Raw genomic sequence first — 17,314 nt, forward strand, 5'->3', positions numbered from 1 at the left:
TCACCGGTGGGTACTCTCTCGATATGGCGAAACTGTTGCCCTCCGCGCCCGACACCTCCGCCGCCGACGAGGCGGAACCCCGCGTCATCGGCGTCGACAGCGAAGACGCCGACGACCTGCTGTCGGCGCTCTCCTCCGACACCGCCCGAACGCTGCTCTCGAAACTCCACGACGAACCTGACACGCCCTCCGGTCTCGCGTCGAGGGTCGACTCGTCATTGCAGAACGTCCAGTACCACCTCCGGAAACTGGAGGACGCCGGCCTCGTCGGCGTCGTCGACACCGTCTACTCCGAGAAAGGCCGCGAGATGAACGTCTACGCGCCGTCGGACCGCCCCCTCGTGGTCTTCGCCGGGCGCGAGTCCGAGAGCGCCGGCCTGAAAACCGCACTGAAACGCCTGCTGGCGAGCGTCGGTATCCTCGCGGCCGTCAGCCTCGTCGTCCAGATCGTCGTCACCGGTCGACTCCCGTTCGTCACGCAGTCGGCCTCCGGAGACGGCGGGAGCGCCGAACTCGCCACCTCCGCCGCGGAGACGACGGCGTCGACGGCAGCGTCGCAACCGTTCCCGCCCGGGCTGGCCTTCTTCCTCGGCGGCGTCGCTGTCCTCGCGCTCGGGTTCGCGCTCTGGTACGCTCGGCGCTGAGCGTCCGGACGCAACGCCAACCGACGTATCAACCGTCGTCATCTTCCCCTTCGATACTCTCTCCGCGCCGCCTGTCTGTTCGCGCGATTTGCGGGTCGCAGGTAGCTATTTACCCTCCACGACGAACGTGTGAGCATGGAGCATACTGCCGAAGTGGAGGGCATCGGCGTCGGCGTCGGCTCCGACGGGACGAACGTCCCCGCCGTCGTCCTCCGCGCCCGCGAAGAGGTCCTTCCGATATTCGTCACGGCTGACCAGGCACAGACCATCCGCCTCGGTCTCGCCGGTGAACCGTTCGAGCGACCGCTGACTCACGACCTGTTGGTCGAGATGGTGACCGAGTTCGGCGGCGCCATCGACGGCGTCCGTATCGACGACCTCACCGACGGGACGTTCTACGCGAAACTCGACGCCGAGCGCTACGAGGACGGCGAACCCGTGAGCTACGTCTTCGACGCTCGCCCGAGCGACGCCATCGCGCTGGCGGTCCGCGTCGACTGTCCGATTTTCGTCTCCGACGAGATTCTCGACGCCGCCGGTCGACCGCCCTCGGCTATCGATCTCTCGCCCGACGACGACGAGTTCTAGCCGCTCGTATTCTCGGCGGCGGCCTTTTTCAGTCTCGCTCCGTGTCGAGTCCGACGATGCTCAGAACACGGTGCTATCGGCGAACAGCGCCCCGAATATCCTGTTTTCGGCCTTCCGAAGGTGCTGGGAGAACGTCGGTGCCGAGACCCCGAGCGACTCGGCGACCTCCCTTCCAGTACTCTCTCGGGGCCACTCGAAGAACCCGGCGTAGTACGCCGACTCCAGTGCGGCCCGCTGCCGGTCGGTTAAGTCCCTCTGAAAGGCGTTTTTGGCCTTATTCGGGCTGTCGTCGGTGCGCGTGACCTGACGCTGGGAGCGCAACACCGCCGACGGATACGCCGTCTGGACGGTTTCTACGAACTCCCGAACGTCCGCCGTGACCGGGAGCTGGATCCCCATGTAGTAGTCGCCGTTCTCGATTCTGGCGCGTTTGACGTACCCCCCCAGCGACGCGATGGCCGAGAGTACCGGCGGCTCGGAGAGGCGGAGTTCGAACTTCGTTCTGCCGAACCCCTCGCTCAGCACGCGGACGGAGTCCCAGTGAGGCACTCGTTCGACGATTTCTCTCACGACGTCGAGGTCGTCTCCGTCCACCGTTCCGTAGACCAGATACTCGCCGCCGCCGATGGGGACGGCCTGGTCGAGCGTGATCTCGCCGGCCGCCTCGGTCTGGAGGTCGAGTTCGTCGAAAACGTCGTTGATCTCGAAGCCGACTTCGATCACCTGGTCGCTCGTGAGCGCGTGTTTGCGGCCGATGGCGGTGATTGCGTGTCCGATTACTTCGCCGAGTCGAGTCAGCACTTCGCTCTCCTCCGCGGAGAACGCCCTCGGCCGCGCCGCGTACACGTTCAGTACACCGTACAGGCTTCCCTCGTAGACGATCGGAATCGCGGCCGACGAGCGATAGCCGTAGGCTTTCGCGCGTTCGCGCCACTGGGCGTAGTCGACGTCCGAGACGATATCCTGCGTGACCTGCGTCTGTTTGGTCTGTACTGCCCGCGCCGTCGGTCCTACCGAACCGTCGGACGCAATCGAGATCGTGACGTCGCTGAGATACCCTTCGACGCCTGCTTCCTCGCGGAGGTGGACCGTGTTCGTTTCGGTGTCCACGTCGCCGATCCACGAAAAGAGGTACGAGTCGGAGGAGGCGAGCGCTTCGCACACCGTCCGTTCGATCTCCTCGCGCGTAGACTGGTTGATGACCGCTTCGGTTATCTCGCGGGCGACCGCGTTCAGGTTATTGAGCGCGGCGAGGCGCTCGCGTTGCTGTTCGAGCGCTCGCTCGCGCTCGCGCAGGTCGGTGATCTCCTGGGTCACGAGCATGCCAGCGAACGGCTCGCCGCTCTCGCCGACGACGGGGACCGCCCACGCCCGAAACGCGCGGTCGTTCCACTCGAACTCGTAGCGCGTCGTTTCGCCGTCGAGCGCGTTCCGGCAGTACTGCCTCACTCGGTCGCGCATCTCGCGGTTCGGGGAAAGATCGCCGACGTCGGTTCCCAGCAGCCGTTCTTTCGATACCTCGTACTCGTCGACGATAGCCCCTTCGAGGAGGGTGTACCGGAGTTCCTCGTCGAAGAGCGCGACGCCGCCATTGGGGAAGTGCTCCGCGAGCGTCCGGTAGCGTCGCTCGCTCTCCTCCATCGCCCGCTCGTACTCGGCGCGCTCGATTGCCGTCGCGAGGACGTTCGCGACACTCTGCAGGAAGTTCACGTCGTTCTGTGCGAACTCTCGACGCTCGGTGTCGTGCGTGCCCAAAATTCCCCACGGGTCGTCAGGCGGGCCGATGATGACGCTCATGCCGCTCGTGACGTTGTGATCGAAAAGGAGGTCGGGCCCCGTGAAGCGCGTCTCGGCGTCGAGGTCCTCGACGACCACTGGTTCGTCCGAAAGCAGTGTGTACCCCGCCTGTGATTTTCCCCTCGTTTCGACGGTCGCGACGCCGACGAGACCGTCGTACCAGCCGACGCCCGCCCGGAGGAGTAGCTCTTCACGCTCGGGGTGTAGCTCCAACACTTTGCAGTAGTCCATCTCGAGCGTGTCGGCGACGCCGTCGACGACCGTCGCCATCAGCGCGTCGAGGTCGCGCTCGGCGAGCGCCTGCTGGCCGAGGTCGGTGACGACCTGTTGCTGGCGGATCTGTGCCTGTAGTTCCCGCTGGTGCTCGATTTGCTCGGTGACGTCGCGGACGACGCCGCACCGACCGATGCCGTTCTCCATCGGAAACGGACCCAGTCGACTCTCGACGGGTACGTGTTCGCCGTCCTTTCGCCGAATTTCCAGTTCGATGGTCGCGTCCTCGCGTTCGTTCGCCCTTATCTCCGTCGCCATCCGTTCGGCGCGCGGCGTGATTTTGGCGTCGTGGACGGTCGCGGCGTGCGCGCCGAGCAACTCCTCACGGTCGTAGCCGGTCAACTTGCAAAAGGAGTCGTTCACGAACACGAACCGCGCGTCGGAGTCGACGGCGTAGATACCGTCGTCGACCGTCTCGACGATGGTTTCGTACAGTTCGAGCTCGCGCTCCCGTGCCTTCCGCTCGGTGATGTCCCGAGCCACGCCCACCCGATCGGCCGGTCCGTGGTCGGTTGGGAGACGGGTGAACCGCGCCTCTATTGGAATCTGTCGACCGTCGACGGTCCCCAACTCGAACTCGCCGGTGGCGACGTTCAGTCCGTCGTGCGGGAGCGCGGAGGCGAGTTCGTCGGCCTGCGTCGCGGCTTCCTCGCCGATGAACTCGGCGACCGATCTCCCGATGATCCGCTCGCGCGGGATGCCCGACAACTCTTCGGCCGCTCGGTTGACCAGGATGAACCGCTGGTTCTCGTCGACGACGTAGACGACGTCGCCGACCGTCTCGACGATGGTTTCGTAGCGTTCGAGCTCGGATTCGCGCCCTTTACGCTCGGTTACGTCCTGAAAGTAGACCGAAAGCCCCGTCTTCGACGGATACGCTCGCACCTCGAACCACGTCGACAACGGCGGGTAGTACTCCTCGAAGGAGACGGGTCGTTGGGTTCGCATCGCGCGCTCGTACTCGGTTCTAAACGCCATCTCGACCGCCTCGGGGAACTCCTCCCAGACGTTCGATCCGACGAGTTCGTTGGCCGATCGCGCCAGCAGCGACTCGGCCTGGTCGTTGACGTACGTGAACGTCCAGTTGGCGTCGAGTCCGTAGAACGCGTCCGTAACGCGGGCGAACACCTCGTCGAGTTCGGACTGAAGTTCGTCGCGTTCGCGACGGAGCCACTCGGCCTGTCGCTTCAGCTGCGTGATGTCGTCGCCGACGACCACGACCTGCTCGACGGTATCGTCGTCGAAAAGCGGCATGGCGTTGATCGAGTACCACCGCCGCTCGCCATCGGGATGCTCCATCTGCGCCTGCCAGTCGTAGACCGGTTCGCCCCTCTCGAGCGCCCATGCGTAGGGTCGCTCCTCGCGAGGGATGGGCTCTCCCGTCTCGTCGTACACGGGGATTTCCCCCGCCGAGTACCCTAACTCGGGTGTTCGCTCGCGGGCACCGAGAACCTCGACGGCCGCGTCGTTCGCCCGAACGAGTTCGCGGCTCTCGGCGTCGAAGACGCCGATGATGACGGGACTCGTTTCGAGGACGTTCTCCAACAGGTCACGCTCGCGCCGCAGTTGTTTTTCCCGTTCGTGGCGCTCCGTGATGTCGCGGACGATGCCCACCGTCCCGACCACCTCACCGTCCTCTTCGAGGAGACCGAACCGAACCTCGACCGGAATCTTCCGCCCGTCACGAACGCGGACGGTTATCTCTCGCGTCCGCACGTCGACCGCCGGTTCGCGGAGGAGGTCGAGAATATCCGAGGCGAACTGCGAGATGTCGTCGTCGTCCAGCAGTATCGAGACGCTTTCGCCGATGAGCACCTCGCGCGAGTAGCCCGTGACGTCGAGGAGGACGTCGTTCACGTCGACGAAGCGCCCGGAGAGATCCAGGTGGTATATTCCGTCGCCGACCGTATCGATAATCGACTCGTACCGCTGGAGTTTCCGGGCACGCTCCTCGGGCGTCCGCGGTTCGTCAGTCTCGGCATCCCAAGACATGCTGATGGCTATACAGTCGGCTACGGGGGATAAACCAATCGGGAACTGAAGGTTAAAACAGCAATCTAAGCGAGATATTGGGGATATAACGGCAAATAGAGGGTACTTCTTCGATGCCCGGTCGAACGATACTATCACGCTGGCAGTCCGCATCGACTGTCGGATTCTCGTCTTCGACGATACTTGACGCCACCAGATAGTCGCTTTCGGCAATCGACTTCTGCTATCAATGACAATTATTTCAACTAGAGTTCCATACAAAATTACAAACCTCCCTATTCGCTCGTCATTTCGTGATAATTGTCATTTATTCTTTATGTTGCCAATCATCTAGTCAGCCATGTCACAAGATGTGTGGAGCCGTCGTCGATATCTCGCTGCTGCAGGCCTTACTGGTTCATCTCTGATTGCCGGTTGCCCGGATACGAGTTCAAACGAAGTCGAAGGTGAGGGGAACCGACCAACTGATACTGCCGAAGACAGTCAATCGTCAACAGAAGAAAGCCAGCAAACCGATCAGTCCGAGACCGAAACGGCGACCCCGGAACCGTCGGGTGAAGCGTCGCTCGACATCACTAATGAAGAACTTGTCGTTGAAGAAGGCGACTACTCTACCGATGTCTACGTCTCGGCGACTGTCGAGAACACCGGCGACGCTGCATCTGGTTCCATCGAACTCACGGCTAACTGGTAGACGGCGACGATCACTACATGGACAACAGTAGTGCGTATCTTCAATCGTTCGGCGCTGGTGAGACGTGGGCTGCCCGCGTCTCGTATCTGGGTACCAGTGCTGAAGAGGTAGCCGCGTACGAGTTGGAAGGAGAGTATGACCGCGAACCACCAATTCCCGTCGGTGACGGACTGGAACTCCTCGATTCCGAGATGAAGGTCGGCGAAGATGAGGTAATCATCAGTGGACAGATTGAAAATGGAACCGGCGACAACGTGAGCTACCTCGAAGTCATCGGAAAAATATATGACGAGGGCGGAATCGTACTCGGCGATGAATGGACGAATGTAACGGATATTCCCGCCGGAGAGACGTGGTTGTTCGAAATGTCGTGGCTCGGGTGGGAGCGTGTGACGGCAGCAGACGACTACGAAATATCGCTCGCAGAGTAGTCGGTACACTCGCTTCTCTGTTGTTTTCGCCTCGGAGTCGGGGTTATTGCATCTCTCATCTCTCGATGGTGACGTCTATCATTAAATCGGAGTGAAATAGCCTGAAACTGCGGTTACCGCCCGTTCGCCAGTTCCGCCTCCGCTGCCAGCGCCCGCTCGCGGAGGCGCTCTCCCTCCTCGCTTTCGGCGGTCAACTCCGGAACCGGCGACGGCTTGTGCCCCTCGTCGATGGCGACGTAGACGAAAAGCGACTCCGTGGTCAGTTCCGTCTCGCCGGTCTGTGGATTCTCGCGGAACGCCTTGATACGGACGCGGATGCTCGTCTCGCCGGCTTTGTAGACGTACGCCTGTATCAGCGCCGTGTCGCCGCGCGGGATGGGTTGGACGAAGTTGACCTGCTCCATTCGGGCAGTTACGCAGGTCTGACCCGCAAATCGCATCGCCGACAGCGCCCCGTCGGTGTCCATCCACTTCAGGACGTTGCCGCCGTGGGCCATGTCGTAGTTGTTCGTGTCGTTCGGCTGGATGAGATGGCGGTTCTCGATGTACGTCTCCATCAGGTCGGTCATGTCTCTCCGTTTCGAGGGGTGACCGGATGAACGTGGCGACGTATCGTTCGCGACCGTTGTTATGGTTCTTCCAGTTCCTTCAGCACGCGCGCCGGGTTGCCGCCGACGACGACGTCTGCGGGCACGTCTTTGGTGACCACTGACCCGGCGGCGACGACGGCGCGGTCTCCCACCGAGACGCCGGGGTTGAGCACCGCCTGCCCGCCGATCCACACGTCGTCCCCGACGGTGACGGGGTCGCCGAACTCGACGCCCTCACGTCGCGCTTCGGCGTCGAGTGGGTGCGTCGCCGTATAAACGTGGGCGCCTGGCCCGAGCAGGCAGTGCGACCCGAAGCGTATCTCGCAGACGTCCAGCATCACGCAGCCGAAGTTGGCGAAGAAGCCATTGCCAACGTGGATCTGTGCGCCGTAGTCGCAACGAAACGGCGGTTCGACGAAGGCGTTCTCACCGACGGCGCCGAACAGTTCCGACAGCAGCGCCCGACGCGTCTCCGCCTCGGTCTCCTCGGTATCGTTGTACCAGCGGGTGAGCGACCGCGCGCGGTTTCGTTCCTCGACGAGTTGCGGGTCGAACGGGTCGTAGGGATCGCCACGAAGCATTCTCTCCTTCTCTGTCGTCACGGGTGCGTACCGACTTGGCGTGCGAGTGAAAGTAGATTCGGGTTCGACGACGCTCCGGATGTGCCGTCGCTACTGCTCCGGACGCGCACCGAGCGTCACCGTCACCGTCTGTCGCTCGCCGTCGCGCAGAATCGTCACGTCGAGGTCGTCGCCGGGACTCGTCTCGATGGCGAGATACGTCGCGAGGTCGCTCTGAGAGCCGATTCGAGTGCCGTCGAGCGCGACGATCACGTCGCCTCCCACCGGGACGCGCGTGCTGCCGACGGCCTCCTCGCCGTCGCTTCCGCGGAGCGTCCCCGCCGACGGTCCGCCCGGAACAACGCCGACGACGAGCACGCCCCGTACGACGTCGAGGTCGTTAGCCGTCGCTATCGGCGGCGTAACGGCCGCGAGGCGGACGCCCATGAACGCGTGGCGGTAGTCGCCGGTCTCGACGAGCGCGGGGACGACGCGGCGCACCAGCGCCGCGGAGACGGCGAACGCGATATTGTCACCGCCGCCCGCGCTGACGACGCCGACAACGGTTCCGTCGAGGTTCACGAGCGGCCCGCCGCTGTTGCCCGGGTTCACCGCCGCGTCGGTCTGGACCGAGCCGGGGACGGTGAAGCCCGACGCCGCCGTCAGTGAGCGGTTCTGGCCGCTGATGATGCCCGCCGACGCCGACCCGCCGAGACCGAACGGCGACCCGATGGCGACGACTTCCGTCCCGACCGGGCCGTCGCGCTCCGCCACCGAAAGCGGCGTCGCGTACCCCGGCACGTTCCGGACGCGCAGCACCGCAAGGTCGCTGTACACGTCCGCGCCGACGAGTTCGGCCGGCCGCCATTCGCCTTCGCGAAACTGTATTCGGATCCGGTCGGCACCGGCGACGACGTGCTGGTTCGTCACGACGTACCGCTCGTCTGACGGCTCCTGTTCGGACGACTTGCCGTCGCTACCGTCGCCGCCACTCCCGCTATCGCCCCCGCCATCGTCGCTGTCGTCGCTGTCGTCGCCGTCGCCGCCGCCTTCGACGTCGTAGACGAATCCAGAGCCCTGACCGCCCCCGCCGGGTCCGCCGACGCGAACGAGCACCACCGAGTCCCGGACGTCGCGGTACACACGCGTGTACGGACTCTCCGACCACGTCTGCTGTGCGGTCGCCTCGGTCGTATTCGTCGTCTCGTTCTGCCGGGACGACGCTTTCGGAGCGGTCGTCCCGCAACCGGCGACGGACCCGGCGACCGCCGTGCCGAGCGCCCCGAGCACCGCGCGGCGCGTTTGCTCTCGTCTCATACCGACACGTTAGAGCCATCCTTGTTAAGCCCTGACACCGACTTCCCTTGGGACTCTCGGACCCCAATACTTGCTGCGCGTATGCTTTCGGCCGCCGATCAGATGGTCTGTCTACGCCCCCGCCGGAGACGATGGAGAGTCCGTTCGCGCTCTCGCGGTGATCGCCGCGAGAAGGAGAGGCTCACCGAAACGGTCACTCACCGAAACGGTCACTCACCGAGACGGCACCCGTCGCGGTACTTTTCTCTCTCGCCCGCGACGCACGAACCATGGCACTCGACGTTTCAACCCCCGACCCGCCGGAACTGTCCGCCGTCGACCCGAGCGAGTACGACGACGCCGAGGTCATCGCGGACGACGACTACCGCCGCGACGAACTCGGCGAGTTCCTCGAATCGGGCGCGTGGGCGGAGTCGTTCGAGCAGTGGGCCGAAACGACCGAAGTCAGCGAGTCGGAATGGCGAATCGTCGAAGACCTCGGACTCGTCGGGCGGTTCGACTTCTTCTGGGACGACTTCGCCGACCGAGTCGGGTACCACGCCCCGGGCATCCCCGAGGACTGGAAGGAGCGAGAGATTCATCCGGACCTCGGCAGCTGGTCGGCAGTCTCCTCGATCAACGCCGGACTCACGGAACTGGGGCAGATCGTCTGCGACGTGCTGAAAGACGACTACGTCGACTGGGAGGCGGAGTTCGAAGCGCCCGACGATCTGCCAGATTTCGACTGACGGCATCGATGTCGGCCGATCGTTTCGGTCGATTCGAGCGCCCGCCGCCGGATTAATCACCTCTCCGCGTGACTCACACGACAGGTGACTCGTCATCTACTCCAAACACCATCTCGTCATCTCGCTGGCGCTCGGCGCACTGTTCGTCTTTGTCGCCGACTCGTCGCTTCCGCTGTGGTTCGTCCTCGCGTACTCGGCGGTTATCGGCGTCGGCATCGACTTCGACCATTTTCTCGTCGCCCGCGTCAACACCGGGAGTTGGCGCGCCGCCCGCGACTGCCTCCGAACTCCGACGCGCGTTTTCGCCGGACAGGACGACATCTTCGACGACGGCGAGGTCGGGACGCTGCGACGACTGCTCAGCCACGTCGTCATCGTCGGCGTCGTGATTCCGGTGCTCGCGCTCGTGAGTCCGGCGCTCGCACTCCTGACGGCCGTCGTCCTCTACGGCCATCTCCTGTCGGACCTCGTCTGGGACGTGTATCTGGAGACGAAAAACGGGAGTCCGGAAGTGCCGAACGTCGTTCGACGGTGAGCGACTGCGCGACGGTCGTGTGACGACTGTGCGATTACTGTGCGCCTCCCGCGCGTGACCCGTCTCACAACCGCACACACGGGACCACCGTTTTGATATACGCCGGGCGACAGCACCCTATATGGAAGACGTCGCAGACCAGTACGCCCCGGAGGACGTGGAGTCCTCGGCGCAGGCGCACTGGGACGACACGGACGCCTACGAGGCGACGAAGGAGGCGCACGCCGACGACCCATCCTTCTTCTTCGTCGACGGCCCGCCGTACACCTCCGGACAGATGCACCTCGGAACGGCGTGGAACAAGACCCTGAAAGACGCCATCATCCGCCGCAAGCGGATGGAGGGCCACCGCGTCACCGACCGGCCGGGCTACGACATGCACGGCCTCCCCATCGAGGTGAAAGTCGAACAGGAACTCGGCTTCGACTCCAAGCGCGACATCGAGGAGTACGGGATGGAAGCGTTCATCGAGGAGTGCAAGGAGTTCGCCGAGCGCAACAGAGAGAACATGGACGAGGACTTCCAGTCTATCGGCGTCTGGATGGACTGGGAGAACCCGTACAAGACGCTCTCGCCAGAGTACATGGAGTCCGGGTGGTGGGCGTTCAAGCAGGTCCACGAGAACGGCCTGCTCAGTCAGGGCAAGCGCTCCATCAACCAGTGCCCGCGCTGTGAGACGGCCATCGCCGACAACGAGGTCGAGTACCACGAGATCGAGTCTCCCAGCATCTACGTCAAGTTCCCGCTGAAGGGGAGAGAGGGCAACCTCGTCATCTGGACGACGACGCCGTGGACCATCCCCGCAAACACGTTCGTCGCTGTCGACGACGAGATGACCTACGTGGGCGTGCGCGCCGAGCGAGACGGCGAGAGCGAGGTGCTCTACCTCGCCGAACCCGTCGTCGAGGAGGCCCTCAAAGAGGGTCGCTACGAGGAGTACAAAGTCGTCGACGAGGTCACCGGCGAGGAGATGGTCGGCTGGGAGTACGACCACCCGCTCGCCGAGGAAGTGCCCGACCACGCCGACTTCGAGGGCGCGGGAGAGGTGTACACCGCCGACTACGTCGAAGCCGACCGGACGGGTCTCGTCCACTCCGCGCCCGGCCACGGGCAGGAGGACTTCGAACGCGGCCAAGAGTTGGGACTCGACGTGTTCTCGCCGGTCCGCGGCAACGGCGACTTCGCCGAAGCGGCAGGCAAGTACGAGGGGATGTTCGTCCGCGACGCCAATGACCAGATCATTGAGGACCTCGACTCCAAGAATCTGCTGTTCGCCTCGGGGCGACACCGCCACCGCTACGGGCAGTGTTGGCGCTGCGACACGGACATCATCTTCCTCGCCACCGACCAGTGGTTTATCACCATCACCGACGTCAAAGACGAACTCCTCGACAACATCGAGGACTCCGAGTGGCACCCGCAGTGGGCGCGCGACAGTCGCTTCCGCAACTTCGTCGAGGACGCCCCCGACTGGAACATCTCACGGCAGCGCTACTGGGGCATCCCGCTGCCCATCTGGGTGCCGCAGGGGAACGCCACACCGGACCCCGACGAGCTCATCGTCGTCGGCACGCGCGAGGAACTCGCCGAGCGCGTCGACCAAGATGTGAATCCCGAGGAGGTCGACCTGCATCGACCCTCGGTGGACCCGCTGACCATCACCGAGGACGGCACGACGTACGAACGCGTCCCCGACGTGTTCGACGTGTGGATCGACTCCTCGGTCGCCTCGTGGGGGACGCTCGACTTCCCCGGTAACGAGGCCGCTCACGAGGAACTGTGGCCCGCGGACTTCATCGTCGAGGCCCACGACCAGACCCGCGGGTGGTTCTGGTCGCAGCTCGGGATGGGAACCGCCGCCGTCGGCGAGATCCCATACAAGGAGGTGCTGATGCACGGGTTCGCCAACGACAAAGATGGAAGAAAAATGTCGAAATCCGTCGGCAACATCGTCACGCCCGCGGAGGCTATCGAGCGCGCGGGTCGCGACCCGCTGCGCGCGTACCTGCTGAGCCACGACCAGCAGGGTGTCGACCTCTCGTTCGAGTGGGAGGGACTCGCCGACATGCAGTCGACGCTCAACATTCTCTGGAACGTGTTCCGCTTCCCGCTGCCGTACATGCGCCTCGACGGCTACGACCCCGCCGAGGCCGACCTGAGCGACGGCGAACTCACCGTCGTCGACGAGTGGGTGCTCTCGCGCTTGCAGTCGGTTAAATCGAACGTCGACAAGGCGTGGGCCGACTACCGCGTCCACGACGCGCTGAACGAACTGCTCGAGTTCGTCGTCGGCGACGTCTCGCGGTTCTACGTGAAATCGATCCGCGAACGGATGTGGGAGGAGGAGGACTCCGACTCCAAACGCGGCGCGTACGCCACGCTCTCGACGGTGCTCCTGGAAACGGTGCGCTTCATCGCGCCGTTCACGCCGTACCTCGCCGAGGAGATGTACCAGCATCTCGACGGGAGCGAGACGACGGTCCACATGCTCTCGGCACCCGAGGTCGACGACCAGTTCCACCAGCCGAAACTGGAGGCCGACATGGACGTCCTCCGGAGAGTGGAGGAGGCGGCGGCGAACGCCCGCCAGCAGGGCGGCCGGAAACTCCGCTGGCCCGTCCAGCGCGTCGTCGTCGAGACGACGGCCGACGAGGTGGCCGACTCGGTTCGCTCGCTCGAATCGCTCCTCCTGGAGCGCGTCAACAGCCAGTCGCTCGAAGTCGTCGACGGCTTCGATGAACTCGTCGAGACCGCCGACCCGCAGATGAGCGTCATCGGCCCGGCGTTCGGCGGCGACGCCCAACAGATCATGAGCGCGGTGCAGGGTGCGTCCCGCGACGAACTCACTCGTGACGGTGGCCTCGCCGTCGACGTCGACGGCGAGACGTACGAACTCGACGAGGAGATGGTCGAGTTCCACGCCGAACCGCCCGAGTACCTCTCGGCGGCCGAGTTCGAGAGCGGGACGGTGTACGTCGACACCCGTCTGACCGACGACATCGAGTCCGAGGGCTACGCCCGCGACGTTGTTCGCAGAATCCAGGAGATGCGCAAGCAACTCGACCTCGACGTCGAGGAGCGCATCCGCGCGCACGTCGACGTCGCCGACGACCGCGTCGCCGGATTCGTCGACGAGAACCGCGAGTTCATCGCCGAGGAGACGCGGACCAGCGAGTTCGTCGACGCCGACGCCGACTTCGATCTCCGCGAGGAGTGGGACGTCGAGGGCGTCGAGGTGACTATCGGAATCGCCCGCGTCGCCGAGCAGTCCGCCTCGGCGCAGGACGACTGAGCGGCGCGTACCCTCCGTAAATTCCCGATAGACAGTTCCAGAACTGTTTTACAGCTTATCTGTTATCTCGCTGTATGGTTGGCGACCCGCCCGAACAGTCGACCCTCCGTCAGTCGCACCGACTCGTCGAACACTACACGCCCGACGGGATGCTCGGCCGCCTCCTCCTCGCATCGGTGACGGGCGCTCTCTCCGGCGGCGCGTTCCTACTCGCAATCTTCGGACTAGCTTCCTTCGGCTTCGTCTGGTTTCTCACGGGAGTGCTCGCGGCGGGCGTCGGCGTCGTCGCCGCGTTGCTGACGGTACTGACGCTATGGCCGGTGTACCTCTCGCTCATCGGCAACGTCGACTCGCCGGAGGAGTACGGTCGGTCGGGCTCGCCGTCAACGCCGGCGGCTACGCGCGCCGCCGACACTGACCCGTTGGAGATTCTAAAGCGCAAGTACGCGGCTGGAGAACTCTCCGACGAGGAATTCGAGCGCCGGTTAGACAAGTTGCTGGACACCGACGAAGTCACTCGCCGCGGAAGCGACGGCGAAAACGCGGCCTCGAAGCGTACCCTTCGAGAGCGAAACTAAACTGAGACGGTCGCGTCTCAGTCTGCCGTCAGCACGTCCTCGTCCGTCGGCGAGCGCGCGTCGTACTCGGCGACGAACTCGTCTACCGCCCGCTCGTCGTCGACGCCCGGCAGCCGCTCCTCGGCGGTGCGGCACGGTTCGTCGACGCCGAGCGCCTCGCAGACGTGGTCCGCCGCCGCCTCGGCCATCATCCGGTACGTCGTCAGTTTCCCGCCGACGATGCTCGCGAAGTTTGCGACGCCGTACGTCTCGTGGTCGAGCAGGAAGAACCCGCGCGAGATGCCGCGGGCGTTGCCCTCGCCACCGTCCATCGTCTCGCGCTCGGCCTCGTCGGGCGCGTACAGCGGGCGGACGCCCCACCACGTGCGGAGAATCTCGCTCGTCGCCACGTCCGGCAGCATCTTCGAGCACTCCTCGATCATCTTCTGGACCTCCCAGTGTTCTTCGTCGAACTCGTCGGGGTCATCGACTTCGATGCTGGTCGTCCCCAAGACTGCTTGCGTCTCGTGGGGGACGATAATATCGCCGTCGGCCGGGGGTCGGCAGCGATTGAGTACCGGGCCGAGTCCGGGGTAGTCGACCGAAACCATCACGCCCTTCGTCGGGCGCATCTCCACGTCGACGCCCGCGAGTTCGGCGCATTCGCCGGCCCACGTTCCGGCGGCGTTGACAACGTACTCCGCCTCGACGTCCTCGTCCACGTCGCCGCCGAGCGCCGCCCCCGTCGCTCGCCCGTCCTCGACACGGATGTCGGTGACCGGCGCGTGCGTGAGCACCTCCGCGCCGTGGTCGGCCGCGCTCGCCGCGTTGGCGGCGACGAGACGCGAGGCGTAGACGACGCCGTCGGGTACCTTCATCACCCGTTCCGCGTCGGGTGCGAGTCCCGGCACCTCCTCCTGAGCTTTCACGCTGTCGAGCAGTTCGGCTTCGATGCCGATGTCTTCGCATGCGGCTAATTTTTCCTCGAAGAACTCCGGGTCGTCTTCGGGGAGTTGGACGAAAAACCCGCCCGTATCGCGAATACAGTGGCCCGCGATGTCACGGAGAATACGATTCTCGCGGATACACTCCTCCGCGCCGAGTTCGTCGGCCTCCGCGTATCGAGCTCCGCTGTGCAGTAAGCCGTGCGACCGCCCGGAGGTACCGCTGGCGAGACCGCCGCGTTCGGCGACGACCACGTCGACGCTCCGCATCGCGAGGTCGCGTGCGATTCCCACACCCGTTGCTCCACCGCCGATGATGAGGACTTCAGTTTGGATAGTCATAGTCGTCGGGCGAGTCGCTCGCCCGCTCTCAGTTCGGGTGTTAGGACCCGACGTGGAAAAGCCCTCCGCGGGGGAGATTCGCCCGCGGACTCGACCTCAGTCTCGTCGGATCGCCGTCAGGTCCCCGGAAGGATGTCGCCGAGCGCTGCCCCGATAGCCATCGGGACGAACGCGACCGTCGGCTCAGTCCAACTGACGCGCCCCCAGACGGTCATCGGGACGGGCGCCGTCAGAAACGAGGTGCCGAGCACGCCGACCAGTCGTCGCGGGATCACGCCGAGGATGGGGTTCGTGATACGGACGTCCTGGATGTTCGCGACGTAGATGATGCCGATGACGAGCCCTACCGTGACGAGGAGCGTCCCATCGAGAAACGCCGGGTGGCCGGCGACGAACCGGCCAACGTCCAACGTGCCGTCCTCGACGAGCATCGGGATACCGAAGAGAACGTTCCCGAGGAGCGCTTCGGCCACGTCACCCCGGCCGAACCCTTTACGACCCGTCCGAATACGGCCGATGGGTTCGTTCGAGCCAGTCGCCGTGCCGCTTCCGTCGCCCTGCGAACTCGCCTGTGCTCGTCGAGCGTTTGAACGCTCGCTTCGAGCGACCCGATATCCTCGAGAAGTTCGTCGACGGCGGCCGTCTCCTCGGCTCCGTGTCGCCTTCGGACATACCGAGACCGGTCGGCGGCGTCGAGTGAATACTCCGTCGTGTCGCCGCTCAGACGAGGGCTTCTTCGAGGACCTGCAGCGGGTGGCGAATCTCGTAACCGGTGCCGTGTTCCATCTGCATCGAGCAGGTCGGACACTCGGTCATCCCCACGTCGCCGGAGGCGTGACTCATGTGATCGAACATCTCCTCACCGATTTTCATCGACTTCTCGTACTTCTCCTCCTTCCAGCCGTAGGTGCCCGAAATGCCCGAACACGACGACCCGACGTCCTCGATGGTGATGCCGTCCAAATCGCGGAACAACTCCACCGCTTGGCGGTCGAGACCCTGATTGCGCGCGTGACACGGCGCGTGGTACGCATATGATTGTTCGGAGACCTCGCTGTCGGCGAGCGCGCCCTCCAAATCCTCGTGGATGCGAAGGTACTCCATCGCCTCGTAGGTGTGTGCCGAGACGTCTTCGATGCCGTCCAAATCGAAGAGTTCGGGGTACTCCTGCTTCAGCGACATAGAACACGACGTACAGGAAGCGATGACGTCGTAGCCGTCGGCGATCAGGCCTGAGAAGTTCTCGACGTTGATGCCCGCCGCTCGTTTGGCGTCGGCGAGCATCCCGTTGGCGAACATCGGCGTGCCCGAACAGCGCTGTTTCGGCACGACAACTTCGTAGCCGAACGATTCGAACACGCGAACCATCGCCTTGCCGACTTCGGGCGTATTGTAGTTCGAGTAACAGCCGTGGAAGTACGCCACCCGTTTCTCCTCGTCTCTGACCTGCGGCCCGCCGCGTTCGTCCCACCACTCCCTGAACGTTTGAGTGGCGAACTCGGGGAACTCGCGCTCCGAGGTGATACCGAGGACCTTCTCGTTGAACTGCTGGGTAATACCGAGATCCATCACGAAGTTCGTCAGCCGCGGAACCGTACTCCCGAGTTCGGCCATCGTGCGGTAGTTCGCGAGGATACGATTACGAATGTACTCGCGGGAGAGTTTCTCCATCTGCTCGTCAACGAACTCGCCTCGCGCGGTGTTGTGCATCTGACTCAGCGGGACCGACGAGGGGCAGGCGTTGTCGCAGCGCATGCAGTTCGAACAGTCCATCACCGACGCGTCGATGTCCTCGTCGCCCTTACGTTTGAGTCGCCACTGCTCGGGACCCTGAAATTTGGGACCGGGGAACTCGTCGTCGACTTCGGCGACCGGACACGCCGAGTCGCAGGTCGTGCACTTGTAACAGTTGTCCGCGCCGGGGCGGAGATCCATCTCGTCGGCTTCGGGGAACACCTGCACCGGTTCGAAGTCGTCCTGTGCTACGTTCGGGTTACTGTCTGGTTGTTCTGCGTCGCTCATGAATTCGA

At 64.2% G+C, this 17,314-nt stretch carries 16 protein-coding genes; 8 read left to right on the plus strand and 8 right to left on the minus strand.

From position 1 onward, the window contains the following. The first annotated feature begins 23 nt into the window (after positions 1-23). Entirely contained in the window at positions 24-644 is a 621-nt protein-coding gene (locus LAQ58_RS06590) for an ArsR/SmtB family transcription factor (RefSeq protein WP_224449806.1), read from the plus strand. Between the two features lie 135 nt (positions 645-779). After that, positions 780-1,232, plus strand: a complete 453-nt coding sequence (locus LAQ58_RS06595) for a bifunctional nuclease family protein (RefSeq protein ID WP_224449807.1) — start codon at positions 780-782, stop codon at positions 1,230-1,232. A gap of 60 nt (positions 1,233-1,292) precedes the next feature. Here LAQ58_RS06595 and LAQ58_RS06600 read toward each other — a convergent pair whose 3' ends face one another. Continuing rightward, positions 1,293-5,294, minus strand: a complete 4,002-nt coding sequence (locus tag LAQ58_RS06600) for a PAS domain S-box protein (RefSeq protein ID WP_224449808.1) — start codon at positions 5,292-5,294, stop codon at positions 1,293-1,295. Between the two features lie 340 nt (positions 5,295-5,634). Here LAQ58_RS06600 and LAQ58_RS06605 point away from each other — a divergent pair, with 340 nt between their 5' ends. Together LAQ58_RS06605 and LAQ58_RS06610 are read left to right on the plus strand one after the other, a co-directional pair. Then, positions 5,635-5,988 (plus strand): hypothetical protein, encoded by a 354-nt coding sequence (locus LAQ58_RS06605; RefSeq protein ID WP_224449809.1) that lies wholly within the window; start codon positions 5,635-5,637, stop codon positions 5,986-5,988. 17 nt (positions 5,989-6,005) lie between these two features. Further along, complete coding sequence (locus LAQ58_RS06610) at positions 6,006-6,419, plus strand: FxLYD domain-containing protein (protein ID WP_255595025.1); 414 nt, start codon at positions 6,006-6,008, stop codon at positions 6,417-6,419. A gap of 113 nt (positions 6,420-6,532) precedes the next feature. On the opposite strand, the gene LAQ58_RS06615 is transcribed toward LAQ58_RS06610, so the two are convergent. From LAQ58_RS06615 to LAQ58_RS06625, 3 genes are all read right to left on the minus strand, one after another. After that, entirely contained in the window at positions 6,533-6,988 is a 456-nt protein-coding gene (locus tag LAQ58_RS06615; RefSeq protein ID WP_224449810.1) for an acyl-CoA thioesterase, read from the minus strand. 59 nt (positions 6,989-7,047) lie between these two features. After that, a complete protein-coding gene (locus tag LAQ58_RS06620; protein ID WP_224449811.1) occupies positions 7,048-7,611 on the minus strand; it encodes a sugar O-acetyltransferase in 564 nt (187 codons plus the stop codon). A gap of 69 nt (positions 7,612-7,680) precedes the next feature. Further along, positions 7,681-8,886 (minus strand): S1C family serine protease, encoded by a 1,206-nt coding sequence (locus tag LAQ58_RS06625; protein ID WP_224449812.1) that lies wholly within the window; start codon positions 8,884-8,886, stop codon positions 7,681-7,683. Between the two features lie 269 nt (positions 8,887-9,155). On the opposite strand from LAQ58_RS06625, the gene LAQ58_RS06630 reads away from it, so the two are divergent. Continuing rightward, on the plus strand, positions 9,156-9,614 hold the full coding sequence (locus LAQ58_RS06630; RefSeq protein WP_224449813.1) for a DUF7992 family protein: 459 nt from the start codon (positions 9,156-9,158) through the stop codon (positions 9,612-9,614). A gap of 73 nt (positions 9,615-9,687) precedes the next feature. Here LAQ58_RS06630 and LAQ58_RS06635 read toward each other — a convergent pair whose 3' ends face one another. Further along, positions 9,688-9,981 carry a hypothetical protein gene (locus LAQ58_RS06635; RefSeq protein ID WP_224449814.1) on the minus strand — a complete coding sequence of 98 codons (294 nt, stop codon included), beginning with the start codon at positions 9,979-9,981 and terminating at the stop codon, positions 9,688-9,690. Between the two features lie 18 nt (positions 9,982-9,999). Here LAQ58_RS06635 and LAQ58_RS06640 point away from each other — a divergent pair, with 18 nt between their 5' ends. From LAQ58_RS06640 to LAQ58_RS06650, 3 genes are all read left to right on the plus strand, one after another. Continuing rightward, complete coding sequence (locus LAQ58_RS06640; RefSeq protein WP_224449815.1) at positions 10,000-10,149, plus strand: hypothetical protein; 150 nt, start codon at positions 10,000-10,002, stop codon at positions 10,147-10,149. 121 nt (positions 10,150-10,270) lie between these two features. Continuing rightward, on the plus strand, positions 10,271-13,441 hold the full coding sequence (gene ileS, locus LAQ58_RS06645) for an isoleucine--tRNA ligase (RefSeq protein WP_224449816.1): 3,171 nt from the start codon (positions 10,271-10,273) through the stop codon (positions 13,439-13,441). Positions 13,442-13,515: 74 nt separating this feature from the next. Next, a complete protein-coding gene (locus LAQ58_RS06650) occupies positions 13,516-14,019 on the plus strand; it encodes an SHOCT domain-containing protein (protein ID WP_224449817.1) in 504 nt (167 codons plus the stop codon). A gap of 17 nt (positions 14,020-14,036) precedes the next feature. Here LAQ58_RS06650 and LAQ58_RS06655 read toward each other — a convergent pair whose 3' ends face one another. From LAQ58_RS06655 to LAQ58_RS06665, 3 genes are all read right to left on the minus strand, one after another. Then, positions 14,037-15,284: an FAD-dependent oxidoreductase gene (locus tag LAQ58_RS06655; protein WP_224449818.1), complete on the minus strand. Its 1,248-nt coding sequence runs from the start codon at positions 15,282-15,284 to the stop codon at positions 14,037-14,039. A 116-nt stretch (positions 15,285-15,400) separates the two neighbouring features. Continuing rightward, positions 15,401-15,757: a hypothetical protein gene (locus LAQ58_RS06660; protein WP_224449819.1), complete on the minus strand. Its 357-nt coding sequence runs from the start codon at positions 15,755-15,757 to the stop codon at positions 15,401-15,403. 247 nt (positions 15,758-16,004) lie between these two features. Next, the gene (locus LAQ58_RS06665) at positions 16,005-17,306 is read right to left on the minus strand and encodes an anaerobic glycerol-3-phosphate dehydrogenase subunit C (protein ID WP_224449820.1); all 1,302 of its coding nucleotides are present in this window, start codon (positions 17,304-17,306) and stop codon (positions 16,005-16,007) included. Between the last annotated feature and the right edge of the window lie 8 nt (positions 17,307-17,314).

Origin of the sequence: Haloprofundus salilacus, assembly GCF_020150815.1 — an archaeon.
Classification (GTDB): Archaea; Halobacteriota; Halobacteria; order Halobacteriales; family Haloferacaceae; genus Haloprofundus; species Haloprofundus salilacus.

What these genes read in the sequence shown, in the direction of transcription:
- ileS (WP_224449816.1), top strand. Translation starts at nt 10,271, where the DNA reads ATGGAAGACGTCGCAGACCAGTACGCCCCGGAGGACGTGGAGTCCTCG.
- LAQ58_RS06590 (WP_224449806.1), top strand. Translation starts at nt 24, where the DNA reads ATGGCGAAACTGTTGCCCTCCGCGCCCGACACCTCCGCCGCCGACGAG.
- LAQ58_RS06615 (WP_224449810.1), bottom strand. Translation starts at nt 6,988, where the DNA reads ATGACCGACCTGATGGAGACGTACATCGAGAACCGCCATCTCATCCAG.
- LAQ58_RS06605 (WP_224449809.1), top strand. Translation starts at nt 5,635, where the DNA reads ATGTCACAAGATGTGTGGAGCCGTCGTCGATATCTCGCTGCTGCAGGC.
- LAQ58_RS06650 (WP_224449817.1), top strand. Translation starts at nt 13,516, where the DNA reads ATGGTTGGCGACCCGCCCGAACAGTCGACCCTCCGTCAGTCGCACCGA.
- LAQ58_RS06665 (WP_224449820.1), bottom strand. Translation starts at nt 17,306, where the DNA reads ATGAGCGACGCAGAACAACCAGACAGTAACCCGAACGTAGCACAGGAC.
- LAQ58_RS06610 (WP_255595025.1), top strand. Translation starts at nt 6,006, where the DNA reads ATGGACAACAGTAGTGCGTATCTTCAATCGTTCGGCGCTGGTGAGACG.
- LAQ58_RS06600 (WP_224449808.1), bottom strand. Translation starts at nt 5,294, where the DNA reads ATGTCTTGGGATGCCGAGACTGACGAACCGCGGACGCCCGAGGAGCGT.
- LAQ58_RS06630 (WP_224449813.1), top strand. Translation starts at nt 9,156, where the DNA reads ATGGCACTCGACGTTTCAACCCCCGACCCGCCGGAACTGTCCGCCGTC.
- LAQ58_RS06595 (WP_224449807.1), top strand. Translation starts at nt 780, where the DNA reads ATGGAGCATACTGCCGAAGTGGAGGGCATCGGCGTCGGCGTCGGCTCC.
- LAQ58_RS06655 (WP_224449818.1), bottom strand. Translation starts at nt 15,284, where the DNA reads ATGACTATCCAAACTGAAGTCCTCATCATCGGCGGTGGAGCAACGGGT.
- LAQ58_RS06625 (WP_224449812.1), bottom strand. Translation starts at nt 8,886, where the DNA reads ATGAGACGAGAGCAAACGCGCCGCGCGGTGCTCGGGGCGCTCGGCACG.